Raw genomic sequence first — 18,239 nt, 5'->3', positions numbered from 1 at the left:
AGCCCGGGAGAGGGTGGCGACTGATGTTAGAGAAGGAGATTCGGCTCGGGTTGACCTATGACGATGTCGTCTTGGTTCCGGCTAAATCGCAGGTCCTCCCGACTGAGGTCGACACCCGTACCCGATTGTCTCGCAACATCCAGCTGAACATTCCCATCGTGAGTGCCGCCATGGACACGGTGACCGAAGCGCGCCTGGCCATTGCCATGGCACAGGAAGGCGGCATCGGCATCGTGCACCGGGTGTTGTCTCCGACGGATCAGGCGGCTGAAATCGATCGGGTCAAGAAGTCCGAAAGCGGGATGATCCTCGATCCCATTACCATCTCCCCGGATCAGACCATTCGTGATGCCCATGATTTGATGGCTAAGTATCGGATTTCCGGTATTCCGGTCACCAAGGCCGGGAAGCTGGTCGGCATTCTCACGAATCGTGACCTGCGCTTCGAGACGAGAATGGATCTGAAGGTTTCCCAAGTGATGAAGCGCGACAAACTCATTACCGCCCCCGAAGGGACCAGCCTGGAAAAGGCCCGCGAGATTTTGCATGAGCACCGGATCGAAAAACTGCCGGTGGTCAACAAACAATTTGAACTCAAGGGCCTCATTACGATTAAGGACATTGAAAAGCGGATTAAATACCCCAATGCCTGTAAGGACGCCCATGGGCGTTTGCGGGTTGGCGCCGCGTTGGGCGTCGGTCCTGATACGTCGGATCGGGTGGCCTTGCTCGTGAAAGCCGGAGTGGACGTCGTCGTGGTGGATACGGCGCATGGGCATTCCCAGGCAGTGCTCGATACGGTTAAGATGGTCAGAAAAGCCTATCCGCAGCTGGACATCATTGCGGGAAATATTGCGACCGCCCAGGCGGCCAAAGATTTGGTCAAAGCCGGCGTCGATGCCGTGAAAGTCGGAGTCGGGCCTGGCTCGATCTGTACGACACGGATGGTGTCCGGTGCCGGGATGCCGCAATTGACGGCAATCGGCGATTGTGCCAGGGCTTTGGCTGGTTCCAATATTCCGGTCATCGCCGATGGCGGGATCAAATACTCGGGCGATATCACCAAGGCCTTAGCGGCTGGTGCGTCAGTCGTCATGCTGGGAAGTTTGCTGGCAGGGACGGAAGAAGCTCCGGGAGAAACTGTGCTGTTCCAAGCCAGGACCTACAAGGTCTATCGTGGAATGGGGTCGATTGGAGCCATGGAACGGGGTGGTGGCGATCGATACGGACAGGGAGGGCGACCGACCCCGAAGCTGGTTCCCGAGGGTATCGAAGGCCGTGTCCCGTACAAGGGGCTCCTGGCCCCGCATATCTACCAAATGGTTGGTGGCGTGAAATCCGGCATGGGCTACTGCGGGTGCAAGACCATTCCTGAACTGCAGCAGAAGGCCACGTTCATTCGCCAGACATTGGCCGGCCTTCGGGAGGGACACGTCCACGACGTCATCATCACCAAGGAAGCACCCAATTATCGCACCGATTGGGAATAGCACGCATACAGGCGGGAGGTGAAGCTTCCCTTCCCCTGTTCTTCATCCCCCGCACTGAACCTCTAACGTGTTACATCTCACGCGCTTATGGAACTTTGGCACGATCGAATTCTGGTTCTTGATTTCGGCTCCCAATACACGCAGCTGATCGCACGACGCATCCGCGAAGCGCAGGTCTATTCGCAGATCCTGCCGTGCACGGTACCGCTCGCCACGATCCTGGCCTATCGTCCCAAGGGCATCGTGCTTTCCGGCGGACCCTCGAGCGTCTACGATAAGAAGGCGCCAAAGGTCCCCAAGCAGCTGTTCGAGCAAGGCATTCCGATTCTTGGCATCTGCTATGGCATGCAGCTGGTGACCCACCTTCAGGGTGGCGACGTGGAAAAGGCGCAGCACCGAGAGTTCGGCCGGGCTGAGCTGAGCCTCGATGATCGGTCGGACCTGTTCAAGGGCATTGGCCCGAGTGGTTCGACGATTGTTTGGATGTCGCACGGAGATCGCATCCAGCGGATGCCGCCGGGCTTTCGCTCCATCGCGCACACCGACAATTCTCCCATTGCCGCGATGAAGCGGCATGATGCCAAGCAACGCATTTACTGCCTGCAGTTCCATCCGGAAGTGGCGCACACGACCGAGGGCGCCATGATGCTGAAAAATTTCGTCTACGATATCTGTGGGTGTCGGCCGACGTGGACCATGCGCTCCTATGTCGACACGGCGGTAGAACAAATCAAACAGCAGGTAGGGACTGAGCGTGTGATCTGTGCATTGAGCGGCGGGGTGGATTCCTCTGTCGCGGCCGCACTCACACATCGTGCGGTCGGCGATCAGTTGACCTGCATATTCGTCGACAACGGGGTGCTGCGAGCCGGCGAGCGAGATCAGGTAGAAAAGACTTTCGCTTCCCAGCTGCATTTGAACATGCGGATTCTCGATCGCACCAGTCAGTTCCTCACGGCGCTGAAGAATGTGACGGATCCGGAGCGGAAGCGGAAGATCATCGGGCGCCTGTTCATCAAAAATTTTGAAGCCGAATCTAAGAAGTTCAAAGGGGTGAAATACCTGGTCCAGGGCACCTTGTACCCGGATGTCATCGAAAGCGTCAGCTTCAAAGGGCCGTCGGCGACGATTAAGACCCATCACAACGTGGGTGGATTACCGACGCGAATGAAGTTGAAACTGGTGGAGCCGCTTCGCGAATTGTTCAAGGATGAAGTGCGCGTGTTGGGTCATGAGCTGGGCTTGCCGGATGAGATTATCTGGCGGCAGCCGTTTCCCGGTCCGGGGTTGGCGATTCGGGTGCTGGGGGCCGTCACCAAGGAACGATTGGCGATCTTGCGGGGGGCGGAAACCATCGTCGATCAGGAGATCCGGGCCGCAGGACTCTACCGTGAGATTTGGCAGGCCTTCGCGGTCTTGTTGCCGATTCGAACCGTCGGTGTGATGGGCGATCAGCGCACATATGAGCATGTGATCGCGATTCGTGCTGTCACCAGCCTCGACGGGATGACTGCCGACTGGGCCAAGATCCCGAACGAGGTGTTGGGAAAAATGTCGAGCCGGATCATCAACGAAGTGAAGGGCGTCAACCGTGTCGTGTATGACATCAGCTCGAAGCCGCCATCGACCATTGAGTGGGAGTAAGTGCTGTCGGTGAACCATGCGTCTGCATCGCGAGAGCAGGCGGCATGTGTGACGAGATGCCAGGTGCGCGTCAGTAAAGGATGGTTGTGGAAATCAGACTGCAAAAGTTGATTGCGGGAACCGGCCTGGCCTCCCGGCGTAAGGCTGAAGAATTGATCACGTCCGGCCGCGTCACGATCAACGGCAGCGTGGTCAGAGAACTCGGCACGAAGGTCGATCCTGACCGCGACCATGTCAAAGTCGACGGCAAGCATCTGCGCGCCGCACAGCCCTATGTCTATGTTTTGTTGAACAAGCCGAAGAACGTGATGTCCACGCTTGAGGATCCCGAAGGCCGCCCGACCGTGAAAGATTTTCTGCGCGGCGTGTCGGTGCGCGTATTTCCGGTCGGCCGCCTGGATTTCGATAGTGAAGGACTCATGCTGTTGACGAATCACGGGGACCTCGCCCAGGCGCTTCTCCACCCACGGTACCATGTCCCGAAAACGTATCTGATCAAGGTCAAGGGTGTACTCGACGATGCCGAAATCGGGACACTGGAGCGGGGCGTTAAACTGGAAGATGGCCTGACGGCTCCGGCGAAGGTGCAGAAGATCAGTCGGGCGGAGAGCAATTCCTGGTTGGAAGTGACGATCCATGAGGGACGAAAACATCAAGTGAAGCGCATGCTCGAAGCCGTCGGTCATGCGGTGATCAAGCTGACACGTGTGCGAATGGGGCCGCTGCTGCTTGGCGATCTTGCCGCGGGAGAATACCGGTTTTTAACAGACCGAGAGGCGAACCGCTTGCGGGAACTGGTGGGGGATCGAATCGCCCGCGCCGAACGTCCGGAACTGGACGCGTCAGGAAAGCCGGTGCGCTGGACGCCGCCCACCGAGCCTGCGCCGCCAAGACCGCCGCAGCCTGCGCGAACAGGGCGAGGGCCACGAGTGCAGCGACCCGAACAAGGCCGCCGGCCGCAGCAGGATCGAGCGGAGCGGAAACCCTCACGTCCGGGGCTTGGCGGGACGAAACGTCCGATGAGTCACGGTGCGAAGTTTCGGCGTCGCACGACATTAACCGGAGAAAACCGGGTGCCTAAGCGGGAGGCCGGCGACGTCAATGGGCCTTCTTCAGGAGGGATACGGAAACCTCAACGCCCTCAGGGTGAACGAGGACCATCGTCACGACCCCAAGGTTCAGGTCGCGGTGCGGCCCCAGGTCGTCCGGGCGCAAGTCAAAAATTTCAACAGAACCGACGTGGCGGTCCTTCGGCGTCGCGTCAGGGAACACGGGGCCCTGCGAAACCATCGCGGAACTCGACGCGGAGAAGAGCATGAAGATCAGGACCCATCGATGCGGGGAGTTGACCAAAGCGCAGGTCGGTCAGCAAGTGGTATTGAACGGTTGGGTGCAACGGCGTCGGGATCACGGCATGGTGCTGTTCATCGATTTGCGTGATCGAACCGGACTGACGCAGGTCGTGTTCAACGCCGAGCGAAATGCCGCCGTTCATCAAGCTGCGCATACGCTCCGTAGTGAATGCGTGGTGTCGGTCACCGGCCAGGTCATGGCCCGTCCCGAGGAGTCCCGCAATCCGCATCTGCCGACGGGCGAGATTGAAGTCTTCGTCGATGCCGTGGAGATTCTGAACGAGGCGAAAACGCCGCCGTTCATGATCGAAGACGACATCGAAATCACCGAAGCGCTGCGGTTGAAATACCGCTATCTCGACCTCAGGCGACCCCGAATGCAACGGTTGCTGGGATTGCGGCACTGGATCATGCAGGCTGTGCGCGGGTTTTTGAATGCGGAGCAGTTCCTCGAAGTAGAAACGCCGGTGCTGACGAAGAGCACTCCGGAAGGCGCGCGGGATTATCTGGTGCCCAGTCGCGTCAATCCGGGGATGTTCTACGCGCTGCCGCAGTCGCCGCAGTTGTTCAAGCAGGTCTTGATGGTCAGTGGGGTGGATCGGTATTACCAAATTGCCCGCTGCTTTCGTGACGAAGACTTACGCAACGACCGCCAGCCGGAATTCACCCAGATCGATCTGGAAATGTCGTTCGTGGATCGTGAGCAGGTGATGTCCCTCATGGAGCGGATGATCGTCTCCGTCTTCAAGGATGCGGGCGGAGTGCAATTGCCGGCGCCGTTCCCACGGATGACCTATGCCGAGGCGATGGGGCGTTACGGTTCCGACAAGCCGGATCTGCGGTTCGATATGCCGTTGCATGATGTAACTGCCTTCGCCGCCAAGAGTGATTTCAAAGTCTTCAAAGACGCGGCGACGAAGGGCGGGCTCGTCAAGGCCTTGATCGTGTCCGGCGGGGCCACCATCGCCCGGAGCCGTATCGATGCGTTAGGGGAAACGGCCAAAAGTTTCGGGGCCAAAGGGTTGGCCTGGTTGAAGGTGACCGCGGAGGGGCAGTTGGAGTCTGTGATCGCCAAGTTTCTCGATGCCCAGGCCTTTGCAGCAGCCTTGCCGGAGGCAAAACCGGGCGACCTGGTGCTGTTCGGCGCGGATAAACCGGCCATCGTGCACGATGTGCTGGGGCGGATCCGTCTGCTGCTGGGGGAGGAATTGAATGTGATCGACAAGACCGCCTGGAAGCCGCTCTGGGTGACGGAGTTTCCACTCCTGGACTATTCGCCGGAAGAAAAGCGCTATGTCTTCATGCACAATCCCTTTGCGGCGCCGATGGATGAAGACGTCCCATTCCTCGACACCGAGCCATTAAAGGCCAGAGCCAAGGCCTACGATATGGTGCTCAATGGCAGCGAGATCGGCGGCGGCAGCATACGGAATCACCGCAGTGATATTCAGTTCCGGATCCTCGACCTGTTGGGCATCGGGAAGGATCAGGCGCAGGCGAAGTTCGGTTTCTTGCTGGAAGCCCTGGAATATGGCGCTCCTCCACATGGTGGAATCGCCTTCGGCCTCGATCGGCTGATCATGCTCCTGGGCGGCGCCGATTCGATCCGGGATGTCATCGCATTCCCCAAGACCCAACGCGCGCAGTGCCCCATGACCGAAGCTCCGTCGGCTGTCAGCGCCGATCAATTGAAAGAACTGCGCATCAAGCTCGATCTCGTCGAATAGCAGGAGCCATCCCATTCATGGCCGGCAATACGTTGGGCCGAGTCTTCACCGTCACCTCATTCGGCGAAAGCCATGGACCGGCTATCGGCTGCGTCGTCGACGGCTGTCCTCCGGGACTTGCACTCACGGCCGAAGATATTCAGCAGGATCTGGATCGGCGTAAACCGGGTACCTCCCGTCATGTCACACAGCGACAGGAATCCGACCGTGTTGAAATCCTCTCCGGCGTGTTTGAGGGCAACACCACGGGCACTCCCATCGCTCTCCTGATCCGGAACGAAGATCAGCGCAGCCGTGATTACGGCAATCTCATCGACACCTTTCGTCCGGGCCACGCGGATTACACCTATTGGCAGAAATACGGCATCCGCGACCACCGCGGCGGGGGACGATCCTCCGCTCGTGAAACAGCGGTGCGCGTGGCGGCGGCGGCCATCGCTCGAAAATGGTTGCGCGAGAAACATGGCATCGTCATCCGTGGGTATTTGAGTCAGCTTGGTCCCATCGAAGTACCGTTTCAGAGTTGGGATACGGTCGGGACAAATCCGTTTTTTTCCGCTGATGCCGCGGTGGTGGAGAAGCTCGAAACTTTCATGGACGAATTGCGGAAGGCGGGCGATTCTGTCGGCGCAAAAATTACCACGGTTGCGGAGCATGTGCCGGTCGGGTGGGGCGCTCCGGTGTATGCCAAGTTAGATGCGGATCTGGCCGGGGCCATGATGAGCATCAACGCCGTGAAGGCGGTTGAAATCGGGGCAGGTTTTGCCTCGGTGGCCCAGCGGGGATCCGAGCATGGCGACGAACTCACACCTGAGGGTTTCGTCACCAATCATGCGGGCGGCATTCTCGGCGGTATCTCCACCGGCCAGGATGTGGTGGTGACCATCGCCATCAAGCCCACCTCGAGTATTCGCGTGCCACGTCGGTCGATCGATAAGGCCGGACAGCCCGTTTTGGTCGAGACGAACGGCCGCCATGACCCCTGCGTCGGCATTCGTGCGACCCCCATTGCCGAAGCCATGATGGCGCTGGTGCTGATGGATCATGCCCTCCTGCATCGCGCGCAAAACGCAGATGTCACGACCGCAACCCCCAAAGTGGCTGGCTCGATCAAGAAATCTGGTTCTGTCCCCGACAAGAAATCTTCGCCGAAGATCAACGCCGATCCTGCAGAAGCGTAGTGGCGCGTGGCTTCCTGAAACCGCCTTCCGTGTTAACTCCCTGGGGAATGACGTGATCGACATCTATACAGATGGAGCCTGTAGTGGAAACCCCGGGCCAGGAGGCTGGGGCGTGCTGCTGCGTATTGACGGGGAGGAAACGGAACTCTGTGGCGGCGAGCCGGCAACGACCAACAATCGCATGGAGTTGCTCGCGGTGATAGAGGCGCTGCAGTGGTTCACGCAACCGGTGAAGGCCCGCGTCTACACAGATTCTCAGTATGTACAAAAGGGCATCAGCGAATGGATTCACAGCTGGAAACGCCGGGGATGGAAAACAGCCGGGAAGGAGCCGGTCAAGAATGAAGATTTATGGCGTCGTCTGGACGCACTGGCCTCCGGCCACACCATTGAATGGCATTGGGTCAGAGGACACAACGGCCATGTGGACAATGAACGAGTAGACGCATTAGCTCGTGCTGGACTTGAGCAGTCGCGTCGTGCTGGAAAGTCGATGACACATCCGGTTGCGACATCTGTTCCCGCTCCGCCCAAGGCGCTTCGACCTGCAGTCACCTGTCGTCCGGTTCTCGACATTCAACATGCGACTGTCTATCGAGGAGAGACCCGCGTCTTTTCCGATTTTTCCTTCGCTCTTCATGAAGGGGAACATGCGGCGATCGTCGGTCCTAATGGCGCCGGGAAGTCCACGCTGCTGAAGTTGTTATCCGGTGAAGTGCATCCTCTGGCTCTGGATGCCACCAAGGTCAATCTATTCGGCCAGGAGCGCTGGAGCGTCTGGGACGTTCGGAAGCAGCTGGGGATTGTGTCGCACGACCTGCAGCGGGACTACTTGATTTGCGCTGAAGGCCTGAATGTCATTCTGTCCGGCTTTTATGCCAGCAACGATACCTATGAGCACCAAACCTTCGACCTGGATCAGATCGACCGTGCACGAGAGGTGATGCGAGAATTGCGGATTGATCAGTTAGCCGGCCGCACCTTTGGCCATCTTTCGACGGGCGAACAACGGCGCTTCTTGTTGGGGCGTGCTCTCGTGCACGATCCGTCCGTGCTGGTGCTGGATGAGCCCACGAGCGGGCTCGACCTCAAGGCCTGCTTTCAATATCTCGACCTTCTTCGTGCGCAGATCCGCAAAGGGAAAACGATTCTTCTCGTGACGCATCATCTTCACGAAATTCCACCGGAGATCGAACGCGTGGTTCTGCTCAAGGACGGTGAAGTCGTCGCTGATGGTGCCAAGGTCAATCTGCTCACGGATGTGAATCTCAGCCGGCTCTTCGACCAGCCGGTGACGCTGGTGCGCGCCAACGGCTGGTATCAAGCCTTGCCCGTTTAGCAGAATAGCGAAGGCTTCTGCCGGCTTCAGGCTTCTCCAGTATGCCGGTACACCATTCCTGCGGCGTTCCTCCTTTCGATATGCAGAGGCCGCGCATCATGAACCGGTCGCGTGTCGCCACACCAGACGAGCGTCCTTCGCAGGCGATTATCCTCCTCCCAGTGTCACGGTAAACGTCAGGTTGGTGTCGATGCGACGGACTTTGACGCTCACTTGTTGGCCGGGCTTGGTTCGTTCGATCAAGTAGTTCTTCAGGTGCGCGGCATCCTGAATGTCGGTGTCATCCACGGCGATGATGATGTCGTGCTTCTCAATGCCGGCGGATTTGGCCGGTTCCAGCACATCCTTCACTGCCATTCTCCACCTGGTGCCGTCTTTTACGGCCACCATCTGGAGACCCATCTTGGAAAATGTCAACGGCTTGCCGTCCAGTGCGGCGGTCACGATGCGTTCGGCCAGAATAGCCGGGATGGCAAAGGCCATTCGACTGCAATGGGCGGTGGAGTCGTCGCGTTCCGTTTGGATGATCGCGTGCATGATCCCCACGACCTCACCCTTCTCATTGAAGAGCCCGCCACCGGAGTTGCCGCTGCAGGCTGCCACGTCGGCCTGAATCAGGCGGGTATCCACCGTCTGGAGGAAGGTGTTCGTGTTGCCCAGATGTCCGAACGACATCGTCGGCCCCCAGCCCATGGGATAGCCGACGGTGAACACTTCCTGCCCCGGCTGGACATCGCCGGGTGCAAAAGACACCGATGTCTGGAGTTTGGGGCGATGGGCTTCGGTCACGCGATACACCACGACATCCATGAATGCGCTGTCGCCCACGAGATCGGCCGTCAGTTCATGGAGATCTATCGTCAGGATGCGAATCTGTTTCTGAATGGTGGTGCCGGTCGTGACGTCCTGCTTTTCCGCTGCGTGGCGAGCGGTGACGATGTAGCCATCGCGCAAATGAAAACCGGTACCGCGCACAAGGATCTTGCCCGGTTTGTCCGGAGTGCGCTGGTCCTGTGTGTCTTCCAGGACTCCGATGGTTGCGAGTTTGGCGCGTTCCAGCTTGGCGGCTTCAATGGCGGCGGCTTCATCTGGACCCAGAGCTGTCATGAAGGCAGCGGTGGCCAGCACGAGTGCCGCACAACGGACGATCGGAGGCGAGCAACGAGAAGGCATACGCGACATAGAGGGCCGTTCCTTTCGATAGGGACACTGTCAGAATGTCAGTATAGACCAGTGCCGGGGTTGGAAGAAATGTCGTTGTCGCGGCGCCGTGTGGGCGATTCCACGAGGAGACCATGGTCGTAGTATCGTTCGTCGAGGTTCGTTATACTGGCTCTATGATGCGTGTTCTTCAGTGGATAGCCATTGGGTGCTTGATCACGACGGCCGGATGTGCGTCCACACGAGTCATCCCGGAAGCCTTGGAGTCGCAGGTTGAGAAGACCGTGACGTTTGAGCAGATTCTGGAATCCCCCGATTCGCATCGGGGCAAGGTGGTCCTGTTGGGCGGGGAGGTTCTCAAAGCCAAGGCCATGAAGGGCGGGACTCAATTGGAGGTGTTACAACTTCCCTTGGATGACGACCAGGAGCCCGACCTGGATCGCATGCACTCGAAGGGGCGATTTCTGGCGTTGCACAAGGAATTTCTTGATCCGGCGACCATTGTTGATGGTACTAGAGTGACCATTGTGGGAGAGGTCACGGGTGCAGTGGTCGAAAAGATGGACGAGGCCGATTACCGTTTTCCCACGCTGGAGGTGAGGCATCTACACCGCTGGGATCGCCGGCGAGAGGATCATCCTCGCGCCTCCGGCCCCTGGTGGGGCGTATTCGGTGGTGTCGGGTTCGGTGGTGGTGGGAGCCGCAGTGGCGGCGGCATCAGCATCGGCTTTTGAGAAACCTGTGCCAGCGATGCTCACGAGTATGTCGCAAGCTTGCGTGCGATGATCTTCACGATCCGGCAGGGTCTAGTGTGTCCCGCACGGTTTCTTCCGATTATTTCTTTCGGAACCCCATGAACAATCCGGCTGCGGCTGCACCGGCCGAGGGCAGGTAGCCGGCCAGAAACTGCTTGAGCCCGTGTGCCCCCTGTTGCAGCGCCGTGAGGCTGTGGGTGACATGCCGTTCGAGCGCTGCCCAATCGGTCGTCCACCAGCCGGCATTTTTCAGCAACGCGATCCCGGCGATGGCCACAGCCCCCATCACCATCACGAACATGACGAAACGACGGAAGGCCCAACCGATAAAAAACCCGGCGATATAGCTTCCGCCGAAGCGTGCCACCGCTGGAGAGATGATGTCAGAAATCCAGCCGGCTGTTCCTGCCAATGTGGCCATGCCAGTCGCCACGACGGTCTTAGCCTTCCAGGGAGGCTCTGGGGTGAAGGCGTCCTCTGCTGCAGCTCCGGCAGCGGATGAGAAAAGGCCGAGGAAGCTCACGTGCCTCCCTCTCTCCAAGTGAACGCCAGTCCTGAAACCAAGCCTTCGTTGATGTGCTGCGCCATGGCGTTATAACTGTCCATCGGTAAATGTGTCGCAGGCAGCGGGATCGCCGGATTGCAAACCACGCCGCAGCCAGGTTATCCGTTGTTCGGATGACCCGTGGGTCCAACTTTCCGGTTGCACATGGCCTTGTGACATCTTCTGCAGTCGGTCGTCACCGATCGCCCCGGCAGCACGCAGGCCCGCCTCGAAATCGCCTGGCTCGATGAGATTGCGGTTCTTCCTGGCATGGTATCCCCAGACTCCGGCAAAACAGTCCGCCTGCAGTTCTAGACGGACGGACAGCGCATTTCGCTCTGCGGCCGAGCCGCGCTGTTGCATCCGGGTCACCTTGTCGGCGACGCCCAACAGGTTCTGGACATGGTGGCCGATCTCATGGGCGATGACATAGGCTTGGGCGAAGTCGCCTGGTGCGCCGAGACGTTGTGCCAACTCTTGAAAGAACGACAGGTCGAGATAGACCTTGTGATCGCCCGGGCAATAGAACGGCCCGACCGCGGATGACGCCGTCCCGCACGCCGACCGCACCGCTCCAGTAAACAGCACCAGACGAGGATCTTCGTAAGATCGGCCCATGCGGGGGAGCAATGTTTGCCACGTGGCTTCCGTATCCGCGAGTACGACCGCGGCAAATTTGCCGAGTTCGTCCTGTGGCGCGCCGATCGGCCCTGGACGGTCCGGTTCAGATGGGACCGTCATCTCCTGGACACCGTTTAGCAAATTCAGCAGCGTGAGCGGATTGGTGCCGGTGAGAAAGCTGACCGCGAGGATGAGCACGAGACCGCCCAATCCGAGTCCTGCGCCGGATCGGGTGACGCCCATCCCTCGGCGGTCTTCGATATTATGGCTTTCCCGTTGTCCTTCCCATCTCATGAGGGAACTCCTTGGTGAGGGCCGTGAGTGGCATCGACTGTACTGTGCCGAATCAGGGCTCGATGGAACCACATTTTCCGTAGGCGAGCAAGCCTGGAAATCCCCACGGCGATCATCTCCACCTGCCTTTCCAGGCAGTTGTGACCTGCTCATCGCACGAAGGTCAACCGGATCTCACGTCATGCTGGTGACTGGTTCACGTGTGCGACAGTCGCAGCCGTGTGTGTGATCGAAGGCGATTTCCGGAGATTCTGACTAGACAGGTAGATGATGGCTTCGTTAGACTTGCCGTATGCGCACCACGTTGAGCCCCAGGCAGCTTGGACAGTCGGGATGGCAGGGCGCCGTTGCCCTGATGGCCCTGTCTGGAATCCTCGGGTTTGCCGGTTGCCAAACTGCACCAGGCACGCCGTTGCCCCCGACGTTGAAACCGAGTTTAGCCTGGCCGGACTGTCCCAAGTTGGGAGGCATGTACGAATTGCATGGCGAGGCGTTGCCGGGTACCGTGGGGTTCTACCGGAACCGTGAAAGCAAACTCACCTTAAATGCGATGCTGGGGGTGCCAGTGCCTGCGGAGGCCGCGCGAGAGGCCGTGCGGGTGGAATTGGTTCACGACGATACCTTGGAACTGGTGAATCGTTATGATGGCGCCATTACCGCTCATCAACTGGATTTACGGCCGGAAGATCGGGTGACGTGCCGTCAGAACCAGATCCTGATCCATCGGACACGGGCTGAAGGCGGTGTGGCGGAGGAGCCCCTTCGCAACATTTCGGAGTTTGCGCAAGAATTGACGGTGGAAGGGGACGGGAGCCTACTCGTCAAAACACGGATCGTCAATCAGAGCAAGTCGGCGTTTTTCAGTACGCCGATCCCGCCCGAAGAATATGCGGCTCGTTTCAGGCGGCTCGATTAGTTCGAGGCTTGAAGCATCGCGTCAGTCTCTTTCCCCAGTCACGTGTGGTGCCGCTCTGTTTCCTTCCACACACCCTGTGTCATGGCCGCGAATTGGTCGTCACGGGCATGTGAGTCATCCATGGTCATGACGCTGTCCCGCGTCGGTCGGACCCTCGCCTTGTACAAACCCTACGGCGTGTTGCCCTGTTTTACCGATCCTGAAGGGCGGCCTACGCTGAGCGCGTATGTCGATGTGCCTGACGTCTACCCCGCGGGTCGATTGGACTTGGACAGCGAGGGGTTGCTGTTACTGACCTCAGACGGCCGGTTGGCCCATCACGTTACCGATCCTCGACATCATCTTCCCAAGATCTATCTGGTTCAGGTTGAGCGCGTGCCTGATGCCGCTGCCTTGGCGCGCCTCGAAAGCGGGGTCGTGATTGCCGGAACCCGCACGCGGCCTGCGCAAGCCCGGCTGTTGGAAGCTCCCCCCTGTTTACCTGAACGGCCCGTTCCGATTCGATTTCGTAAGCATGTTCCGACGGCCTGGCTGGAACTCACGTTGCGTGAAGGGATGAACCGGCAGGTTCGGCGAATGACAGCTGCCGTCGGGCATCCGACGTTGCGGCTTGTGCGTGTGGCGATCGGACCGATCACCGTGGGAGATCTCCGGCCCGGTCACTGGCGGGATCTTACCGCGCAGGAGATGGCCGAACTCGTCGGTTCGTAAGGGCCAACATTGGTACTGCGGCTGGAAGGGGCAACCGATGAGATGCCGACGAAGAGGGAAGTGATGAGCGGTAACGGGCATGGGGCAGGTGGTCGCGCGCTGAGACGAAGTGAGGGCCTGTGTACTCGTCGATGGTTGCTCGGCGGTCCTTTCGGAGCCGTAGTCGAGATGGGGGGAAAGATCGTTGGAGAAAGGGTGGAATCGCGTGGGTAGCACCAATGATCCCCACGGCCCATACCGAGATGGAGGCGATTCGTGCCGCAGCCAGGCCATTGGGTTCATTCACTCGTGCAGGCGGTGATTTTTACACCAGTGCTCAACCGTGTCCGCTGTGTTGGGGCGAGGCCTATTGGGCGTGTATCGTTCGTGTGTAGTACGGAACCAGCGTCAAGGACACGGCTGCGATCGGTTGTGACGATGAGGTCTTTTCCCGACAGCGGACCTCCTTTCTGCAGCGGCGCAAGATCTCCGAGGTCCAGGTATGGCGAAGGAAGCTTGCGCGTGGTTGCGAGTATGACGCCATGCCTGGAATGATTCGGTACTGACCCGGGCGTGTGAAACCTGGAGCAGTTTCCGGTGGCGTCCTGCGTAGTCTCCCGGCTGCGTCGTGTGACCGATCCGAGCGGCGAACTAGATATGAAGGGCCTCGCTGAGGTATATCAGGCGAGACAACAGGCGGTAGACCTATTGCGGTGCCGTGGCGGGAGGAGATTGATCATGGGGAGACCTGTGGGTGTGATATGCCGATTGTCCGTGCTGATGCTGCTCGCGACCGGTGTATTACCTGCTCTGTCTGAGGCGCTCGCCAGCCCCGAGCTTGTTCCTGTGGCCGACATGCGGCACATCAAAAAGTTTGTCGCGGTTGAAGTTCAGACCCAAGGCACTGCCGAGAAGCTTGGCATCAGTGGTGCCGAGTTGACTGATGTGACCAGGGTGACCCTCCTTAACAAAGTGCCGGGGATCGCGCTCGAAGGCTCGAGTGGACCGGCTCCCGACGCGCCTGAACGTCTCAATCAACTCGGCTTCTTCACCTGCGAGGTGTGGACGGTGGGAGATCAATACATCGCCGCCTATCACGTCGATTGCAACGCAGGTTCCTATACGACCCAAAAGACGCCCGGCAGCCTCTGGAACCAAGCCATACTCGGCTACGGGCCGAAGGACGAAGTCTCCGACGCCGTGCGCAAGGGCGTGCGCGCCATGGTCGAGTTGTTTGCGGCCACCTTCGCCAGCGCACGTGCCGATGGCGGCGCGCGGTAGTGTCGCTCCGTCATTGAGCCATCCACTGCATATCGTTTCGTGAGTGTACCGCCTGTGCGTTGAAAGCTCCCGCCGATCGATCCCGCTTGAGCCCGGAGACTCGCTGTTTTCTTGTCTGCCTGGGGATGTATCCTAGAATACACGGACTCTGTCTGGTGCAGACTTGGTCCAGCGCGTAGCCCGATCCTACGGACTGTGGTTGCTTGGGTTGCTGCTACTCTTTCTATTTCATGTGCTGGCGCAGATGATTCAGTTGGTCGCGCCGGTGGCGGTGCTTCCTCCTTTCCATGCCTGGCAAAGCGGTGCGCTTCCGTACCCCGTCCTGGTTGGTGTGCAAGTCCTGATTCTGGCCGGTGCTGCCCGTGTGGTTTGGACCTTCTTGTCCGGTTCCCTGGTTCTCTCGCCCAAGCTCGGACGGCTGCTGCTAAGCATCGGCTGGGCTTATTGTGCTGTGATGGGCATCAGGCTCCTAATCGGGCTTGCCATTGCACCGACTCATTTCTGGTTTGGCGCAACCCTTCCAACCCTTTTCCACCTGGTATTCGCGTCGTTCCTGCTGGTCTGGGGGATGTTCCATGCGACCTACGGTGGGCGGCCTTCCCTCGATGTAGGAGGACCAGTTCGAGTTGTTGCCTTCATCCGGTATACGGCGTATCCGGTGGTCCTTCTGTCCTGCGTGATCGGAAACATGATGTTGTTGCGGGAGGGGGCAGGTGTACTGCTGGCAACCTATGTGCCTGTCACGGTGGGGACGCTCGTGGTCATGGGGTGTGAACGCACGCTGCCCTATCGCCCAGAGTGGCGGCCATCATGGCTGGAGGCCGCTCAAGATTCGAGGTATGTGGTTCGTGTGCATGTACTGCTTCCGAAGGCGTTGGGCGTTGCGGTAGTAGTCTTCCTGTTTGCATGGGTTGATGGACAACGTTGGCCGATAGCGTTCTGGTGGCCGAAGGATTGGCCGGTGTTGGCGCAGACGGTGCTGATGGTGGTGCTCGTCGATGGGGTCCGATATTGGTTGCACCGCCTGAGTCATGAGCAGGAGTTTCTCTGGCGATTTCATGCGGTGCATCATGCCTCGCAACGCTCTACACGCTGAACGTCGGACGGTTTCATCCGGTGGATAAGAGTCTGCAGTTTGTGTGTGACGCACTGCCGTTCTTCGCGCTCGGCGTTCAAAAAGACGTGTTGAGCGCGTATGTTGTCTGGTATGCCGTGAACGGATTCTTTCAACATTCCAACGTGGATGTGCGGCTGGGCTGGTTGAATTATCTGGTCAGCGGACCGGAGCTGCATCAATGGCACCACTCGGTTCACAAAGAGGAATCGAATCACAATTACGGCAATCATCTGATTGTTTGGGATGTTCTATTCGGCACGCGATACTTGCCAACGGCACGCGCGGTCGGCGCATTGGGATTGGTCAATCGAGCCTATCCGGACGGATTTGCAGCCCAGATGTTGGCTCCGTTCGTTCCCGGTTTTGATACACGCGCGAGGTGATCCGGCTTGGCCTCCTTCTTCACGGACCTCCCTCTGTATCTTTCCAGGGTGGTGACCCGGTATCGGGACTGGCATCCCTTCCTCGACAAGACGAACCATCCGGAGACCGCTCAGCGGGCGGTGCTCAAGCAGATCCTTGGCTCAAGAGGAGGCGTTCGGCACACGCTTGCTGGCCTACGACCTGTGCGAACCTGCGTTGATGTTCGGTCAAGCAGGTTGCCTGTCGGACGATTCGTGTTTCGAGCGGCCCGGTCTGGGTTTGATGGTACGTGTGCGAGATGAGGCTCGTGTGTCCGGAGTAACGTGAGGCGGGCATTGGGAGACGCGTTGAGGCCGTAGGGAATCTACAGGCTTTCCACGTCGGCAATAATTGTGTGTAATCCGCTCGAGCCGGCTGGTTGCGGCCTGATCAATTCGGCAATTTGTAGTTGGCCCTTGCTGTCAATGGCGCGGACGGCAACCTGATACTTGCCGCGTTTTTGTGGGCGCCACGTATAATTCCAGATGACCCATGAATAGGGTGACATGGGTGTTTCAATTTCGCAGGAGTCCCAGGTTCTTGCTGCATCCAGGCTGATTTCTACTCTGCTGATGGAGTTCGGTCCGCCGAAGGCGATGCCGCGGAATCGTTGTTCGGGGCCGCGCAAAGTTTGATAGTGGCCGGGCGAATCGATGCGGGAGAATGTCTTGATCGTGGCATCGTCCGTCCATCCTTTGCGCTGCCAATAACCTTTATAATCCCCGGCATACGCCTCGATTTCCACGATCCACTTCACGTTTTTGATGCCATACAGACCGGGTACGAGCAGACGGAGTGGAAAACCATGCTCTTTGGGCAATTTCTCGCCGTTCATTAAGAACGCGAGCATGACGTCATCCCGCATTGCGCGTGCGAGCGGAATGCTGTCGTCGTAGGCATCCGCGCCGCGAAACACGATATCGCGTGTCGTGTCTTCATCGACTTCCGCTTCTCGCAGCAATTTTTTCAGGGAAATCCCGCGCCAGCGCGCATTGCCGAGGCTGTCTCCACCGGGCAGCGTATCAATGCACATGAGCGTAGAAATTTGTTCGAAGTTTTCACGGTTTAACAATTCCCGCCAACCCAGGGACAGTGGTTTTTTCACCTCTCCCTTCACGGCCAATCTCCACTCGTCCTGTCTTAGGTCGCGAGAAACATTAAATGGCGAGTCTGAATAGTTCACAACGTAGAATTTTTTGTTTTCGGTAAAGTAATTTGTGTCGCGAGCGGGCACGGCAAACATCCGGCCGAAAAAAGATCCGACCCCGTCGCAGCCACCGATGAGGCCAGCGGTAGCCGCAATTCCAGTGAGCTTTAAGAGGCTGCGTCGTTTCAAACTGAACCAAGGTTCCATAAGAATTACTCTGCGATATTAAAAAGATCTTTTCAAGGCTTGACTCCGAAATTCCAGATTGGTATAAGAGTGCACGTTTGATCCAGCCTAGTGGCCGATGCGGTTGTAAGACCTGCGACGGATTCTCAGGAACCCCAGATCAAAAAATAAATCCTGACCCTCTTGACAAGGTCAGGCGCGCATAGTAAAGTGCGCGGCTCGCGTGGGGAACGAAGAAACGTTCCGAAGCGTGAAACGGTTCTTTGACAACTGAATAGAGCGAGAAATGAGTAAGGTAAGGTGTATTGAAGAGGTGGCCCTCGGGTCCAATTCAAGTAGAACCTTTATGAGAGTTTGATCCTGGCTCAGAACGAACGCTGGCGGCGCGCCTA

At 58.5% G+C, this 18,239-nt stretch carries 16 protein-coding genes and 2 pseudogenes; 14 read left to right on the top strand and 4 right to left on the bottom strand.

The window, feature by feature from the left end:
• Positions 1–23 precede the first annotated feature (23 nt).
• From guaB to JNL86_01220, 7 genes and pseudogenes are all read left to right on the top strand, one after another.
• Complete coding sequence (guaB, locus tag JNL86_01250; protein MBL8041528.1) at positions 24–1,490, top strand: IMP dehydrogenase; 1,467 nt, start codon at positions 24–26, stop codon at positions 1,488–1,490.
• Between the two features lie 87 nt (positions 1,491–1,577).
• A complete protein-coding gene (guaA, locus tag JNL86_01245; protein MBL8041527.1) occupies positions 1,578–3,134 on the top strand; it encodes a glutamine-hydrolyzing GMP synthase in 1,557 nt (518 codons plus the stop codon).
• Between the two features lie 80 nt (positions 3,135–3,214).
• The gene (locus JNL86_01240) at positions 3,215–4,453 is read left to right on the top strand and encodes a pseudouridine synthase (protein ID MBL8041526.1); all 1,239 of its coding nucleotides are present in this window, start codon (positions 3,215–3,217) and stop codon (positions 4,451–4,453) included.
• Positions 4,450–6,213, top strand: coding sequence for an aspartate--tRNA ligase (aspS, locus tag JNL86_01235; protein ID MBL8041525.1), 1,764 nt, complete (start codon positions 4,450–4,452; stop codon positions 6,211–6,213). The genes JNL86_01240 and aspS overlap by 4 nt, the downstream gene beginning before the upstream one ends.
• Before the next feature lie 17 nt (positions 6,214–6,230).
• Positions 6,231–7,322, top strand: a pseudogene (aroC, locus tag JNL86_01230) (chorismate synthase).
• 124 nt (positions 7,323–7,446) lie between these two features.
• A pseudogene (gene rnhA, locus JNL86_01225) lies at positions 7,447–7,890 on the top strand (ribonuclease HI).
• Positions 7,888–8,733, top strand: coding sequence for an ATP-binding cassette domain-containing protein (locus tag JNL86_01220; protein ID MBL8041524.1), 846 nt, complete (start codon positions 7,888–7,890; stop codon positions 8,731–8,733). The pseudogene rnhA and the gene JNL86_01220 overlap by 3 nt, the downstream one beginning before the upstream one ends.
• A gap of 147 nt (positions 8,734–8,880) precedes the next feature.
• Here JNL86_01220 and JNL86_01215 read toward each other — a convergent pair whose 3' ends face one another.
• Entirely contained in the window at positions 8,881–9,915 is a 1,035-nt protein-coding gene (locus JNL86_01215; protein MBL8041523.1) for a trypsin-like peptidase domain-containing protein, read from the bottom strand.
• 113 nt (positions 9,916–10,028) lie between these two features.
• Between JNL86_01215 and JNL86_01210 the strand changes: the two genes are divergently transcribed.
• On the top strand, positions 10,029–10,628 hold the full coding sequence (locus tag JNL86_01210; GenBank protein ID MBL8041522.1) for a Slp family lipoprotein: 600 nt from the start codon (positions 10,029–10,031) through the stop codon (positions 10,626–10,628).
• Positions 10,629–10,728: 100 nt separating this feature from the next.
• Here the strand turns inward: JNL86_01210 and JNL86_01205 are convergent, their stop codons facing one another.
• The gene (locus JNL86_01205) at positions 10,729–11,172 is read right to left on the bottom strand and encodes a hypothetical protein (protein MBL8041521.1); all 444 of its coding nucleotides are present in this window, start codon (positions 11,170–11,172) and stop codon (positions 10,729–10,731) included.
• Between the two features lie 69 nt (positions 11,173–11,241).
• A complete protein-coding gene (locus tag JNL86_01200; GenBank protein MBL8041520.1) occupies positions 11,242–12,108 on the bottom strand; it encodes a zinc metallopeptidase in 867 nt (288 codons plus the stop codon).
• Between the two features lie 292 nt (positions 12,109–12,400).
• On the opposite strand from JNL86_01200, the gene JNL86_01195 reads away from it, so the two are divergent.
• From JNL86_01195 to JNL86_01170, 6 genes are all read left to right on the top strand, one after another.
• Positions 12,401–13,024, top strand: coding sequence for a hypothetical protein (locus tag JNL86_01195; protein ID MBL8041519.1), 624 nt, complete (start codon positions 12,401–12,403; stop codon positions 13,022–13,024).
• Positions 13,025–13,150: 126 nt separating this feature from the next.
• Complete coding sequence (locus JNL86_01190) at positions 13,151–13,735, top strand: pseudouridine synthase (protein ID MBL8041518.1); 585 nt, start codon at positions 13,151–13,153, stop codon at positions 13,733–13,735.
• A gap of 218 nt (positions 13,736–13,953) precedes the next feature.
• Positions 13,954–14,109, top strand: a complete 156-nt coding sequence (locus JNL86_01185; GenBank protein MBL8041517.1) for a hypothetical protein — start codon at positions 13,954–13,956, stop codon at positions 14,107–14,109.
• Positions 14,110–14,488: 379 nt separating this feature from the next.
• Positions 14,489–14,995 (top strand): hypothetical protein, encoded by a 507-nt coding sequence (locus JNL86_01180; protein MBL8041516.1) that lies wholly within the window; start codon positions 14,489–14,491, stop codon positions 14,993–14,995.
• A 163-nt stretch (positions 14,996–15,158) separates the two neighbouring features.
• The gene (locus JNL86_01175; protein ID MBL8041515.1) at positions 15,159–16,091 is read left to right on the top strand and encodes a sterol desaturase family protein; all 933 of its coding nucleotides are present in this window, start codon (positions 15,159–15,161) and stop codon (positions 16,089–16,091) included.
• A 20-nt stretch (positions 16,092–16,111) separates the two neighbouring features.
• A complete protein-coding gene (locus JNL86_01170) occupies positions 16,112–16,495 on the top strand; it encodes a sterol desaturase family protein (GenBank protein MBL8041514.1) in 384 nt (127 codons plus the stop codon).
• A 344-nt stretch (positions 16,496–16,839) separates the two neighbouring features.
• On the opposite strand, the gene JNL86_01165 is transcribed toward JNL86_01170, so the two are convergent.
• Positions 16,840–17,868 (bottom strand): molybdopterin-dependent oxidoreductase, encoded by a 1,029-nt coding sequence (locus JNL86_01165; GenBank protein MBL8041513.1) that lies wholly within the window; start codon positions 17,866–17,868, stop codon positions 16,840–16,842.
• Positions 17,869–18,239 lie beyond the last annotated feature (371 nt).

Origin of the sequence: Nitrospira sp., from assembly GCA_016788885.1 — a bacterium.
In the GTDB taxonomy this organism is placed as follows: domain Bacteria; phylum Nitrospirota; class Nitrospiria; order Nitrospirales; family Nitrospiraceae; genus Nitrospira_A.
Note: the sequence above shows the minus strand (reverse complement) of the source record. Positions and strands in the feature narration are given on the sequence as shown.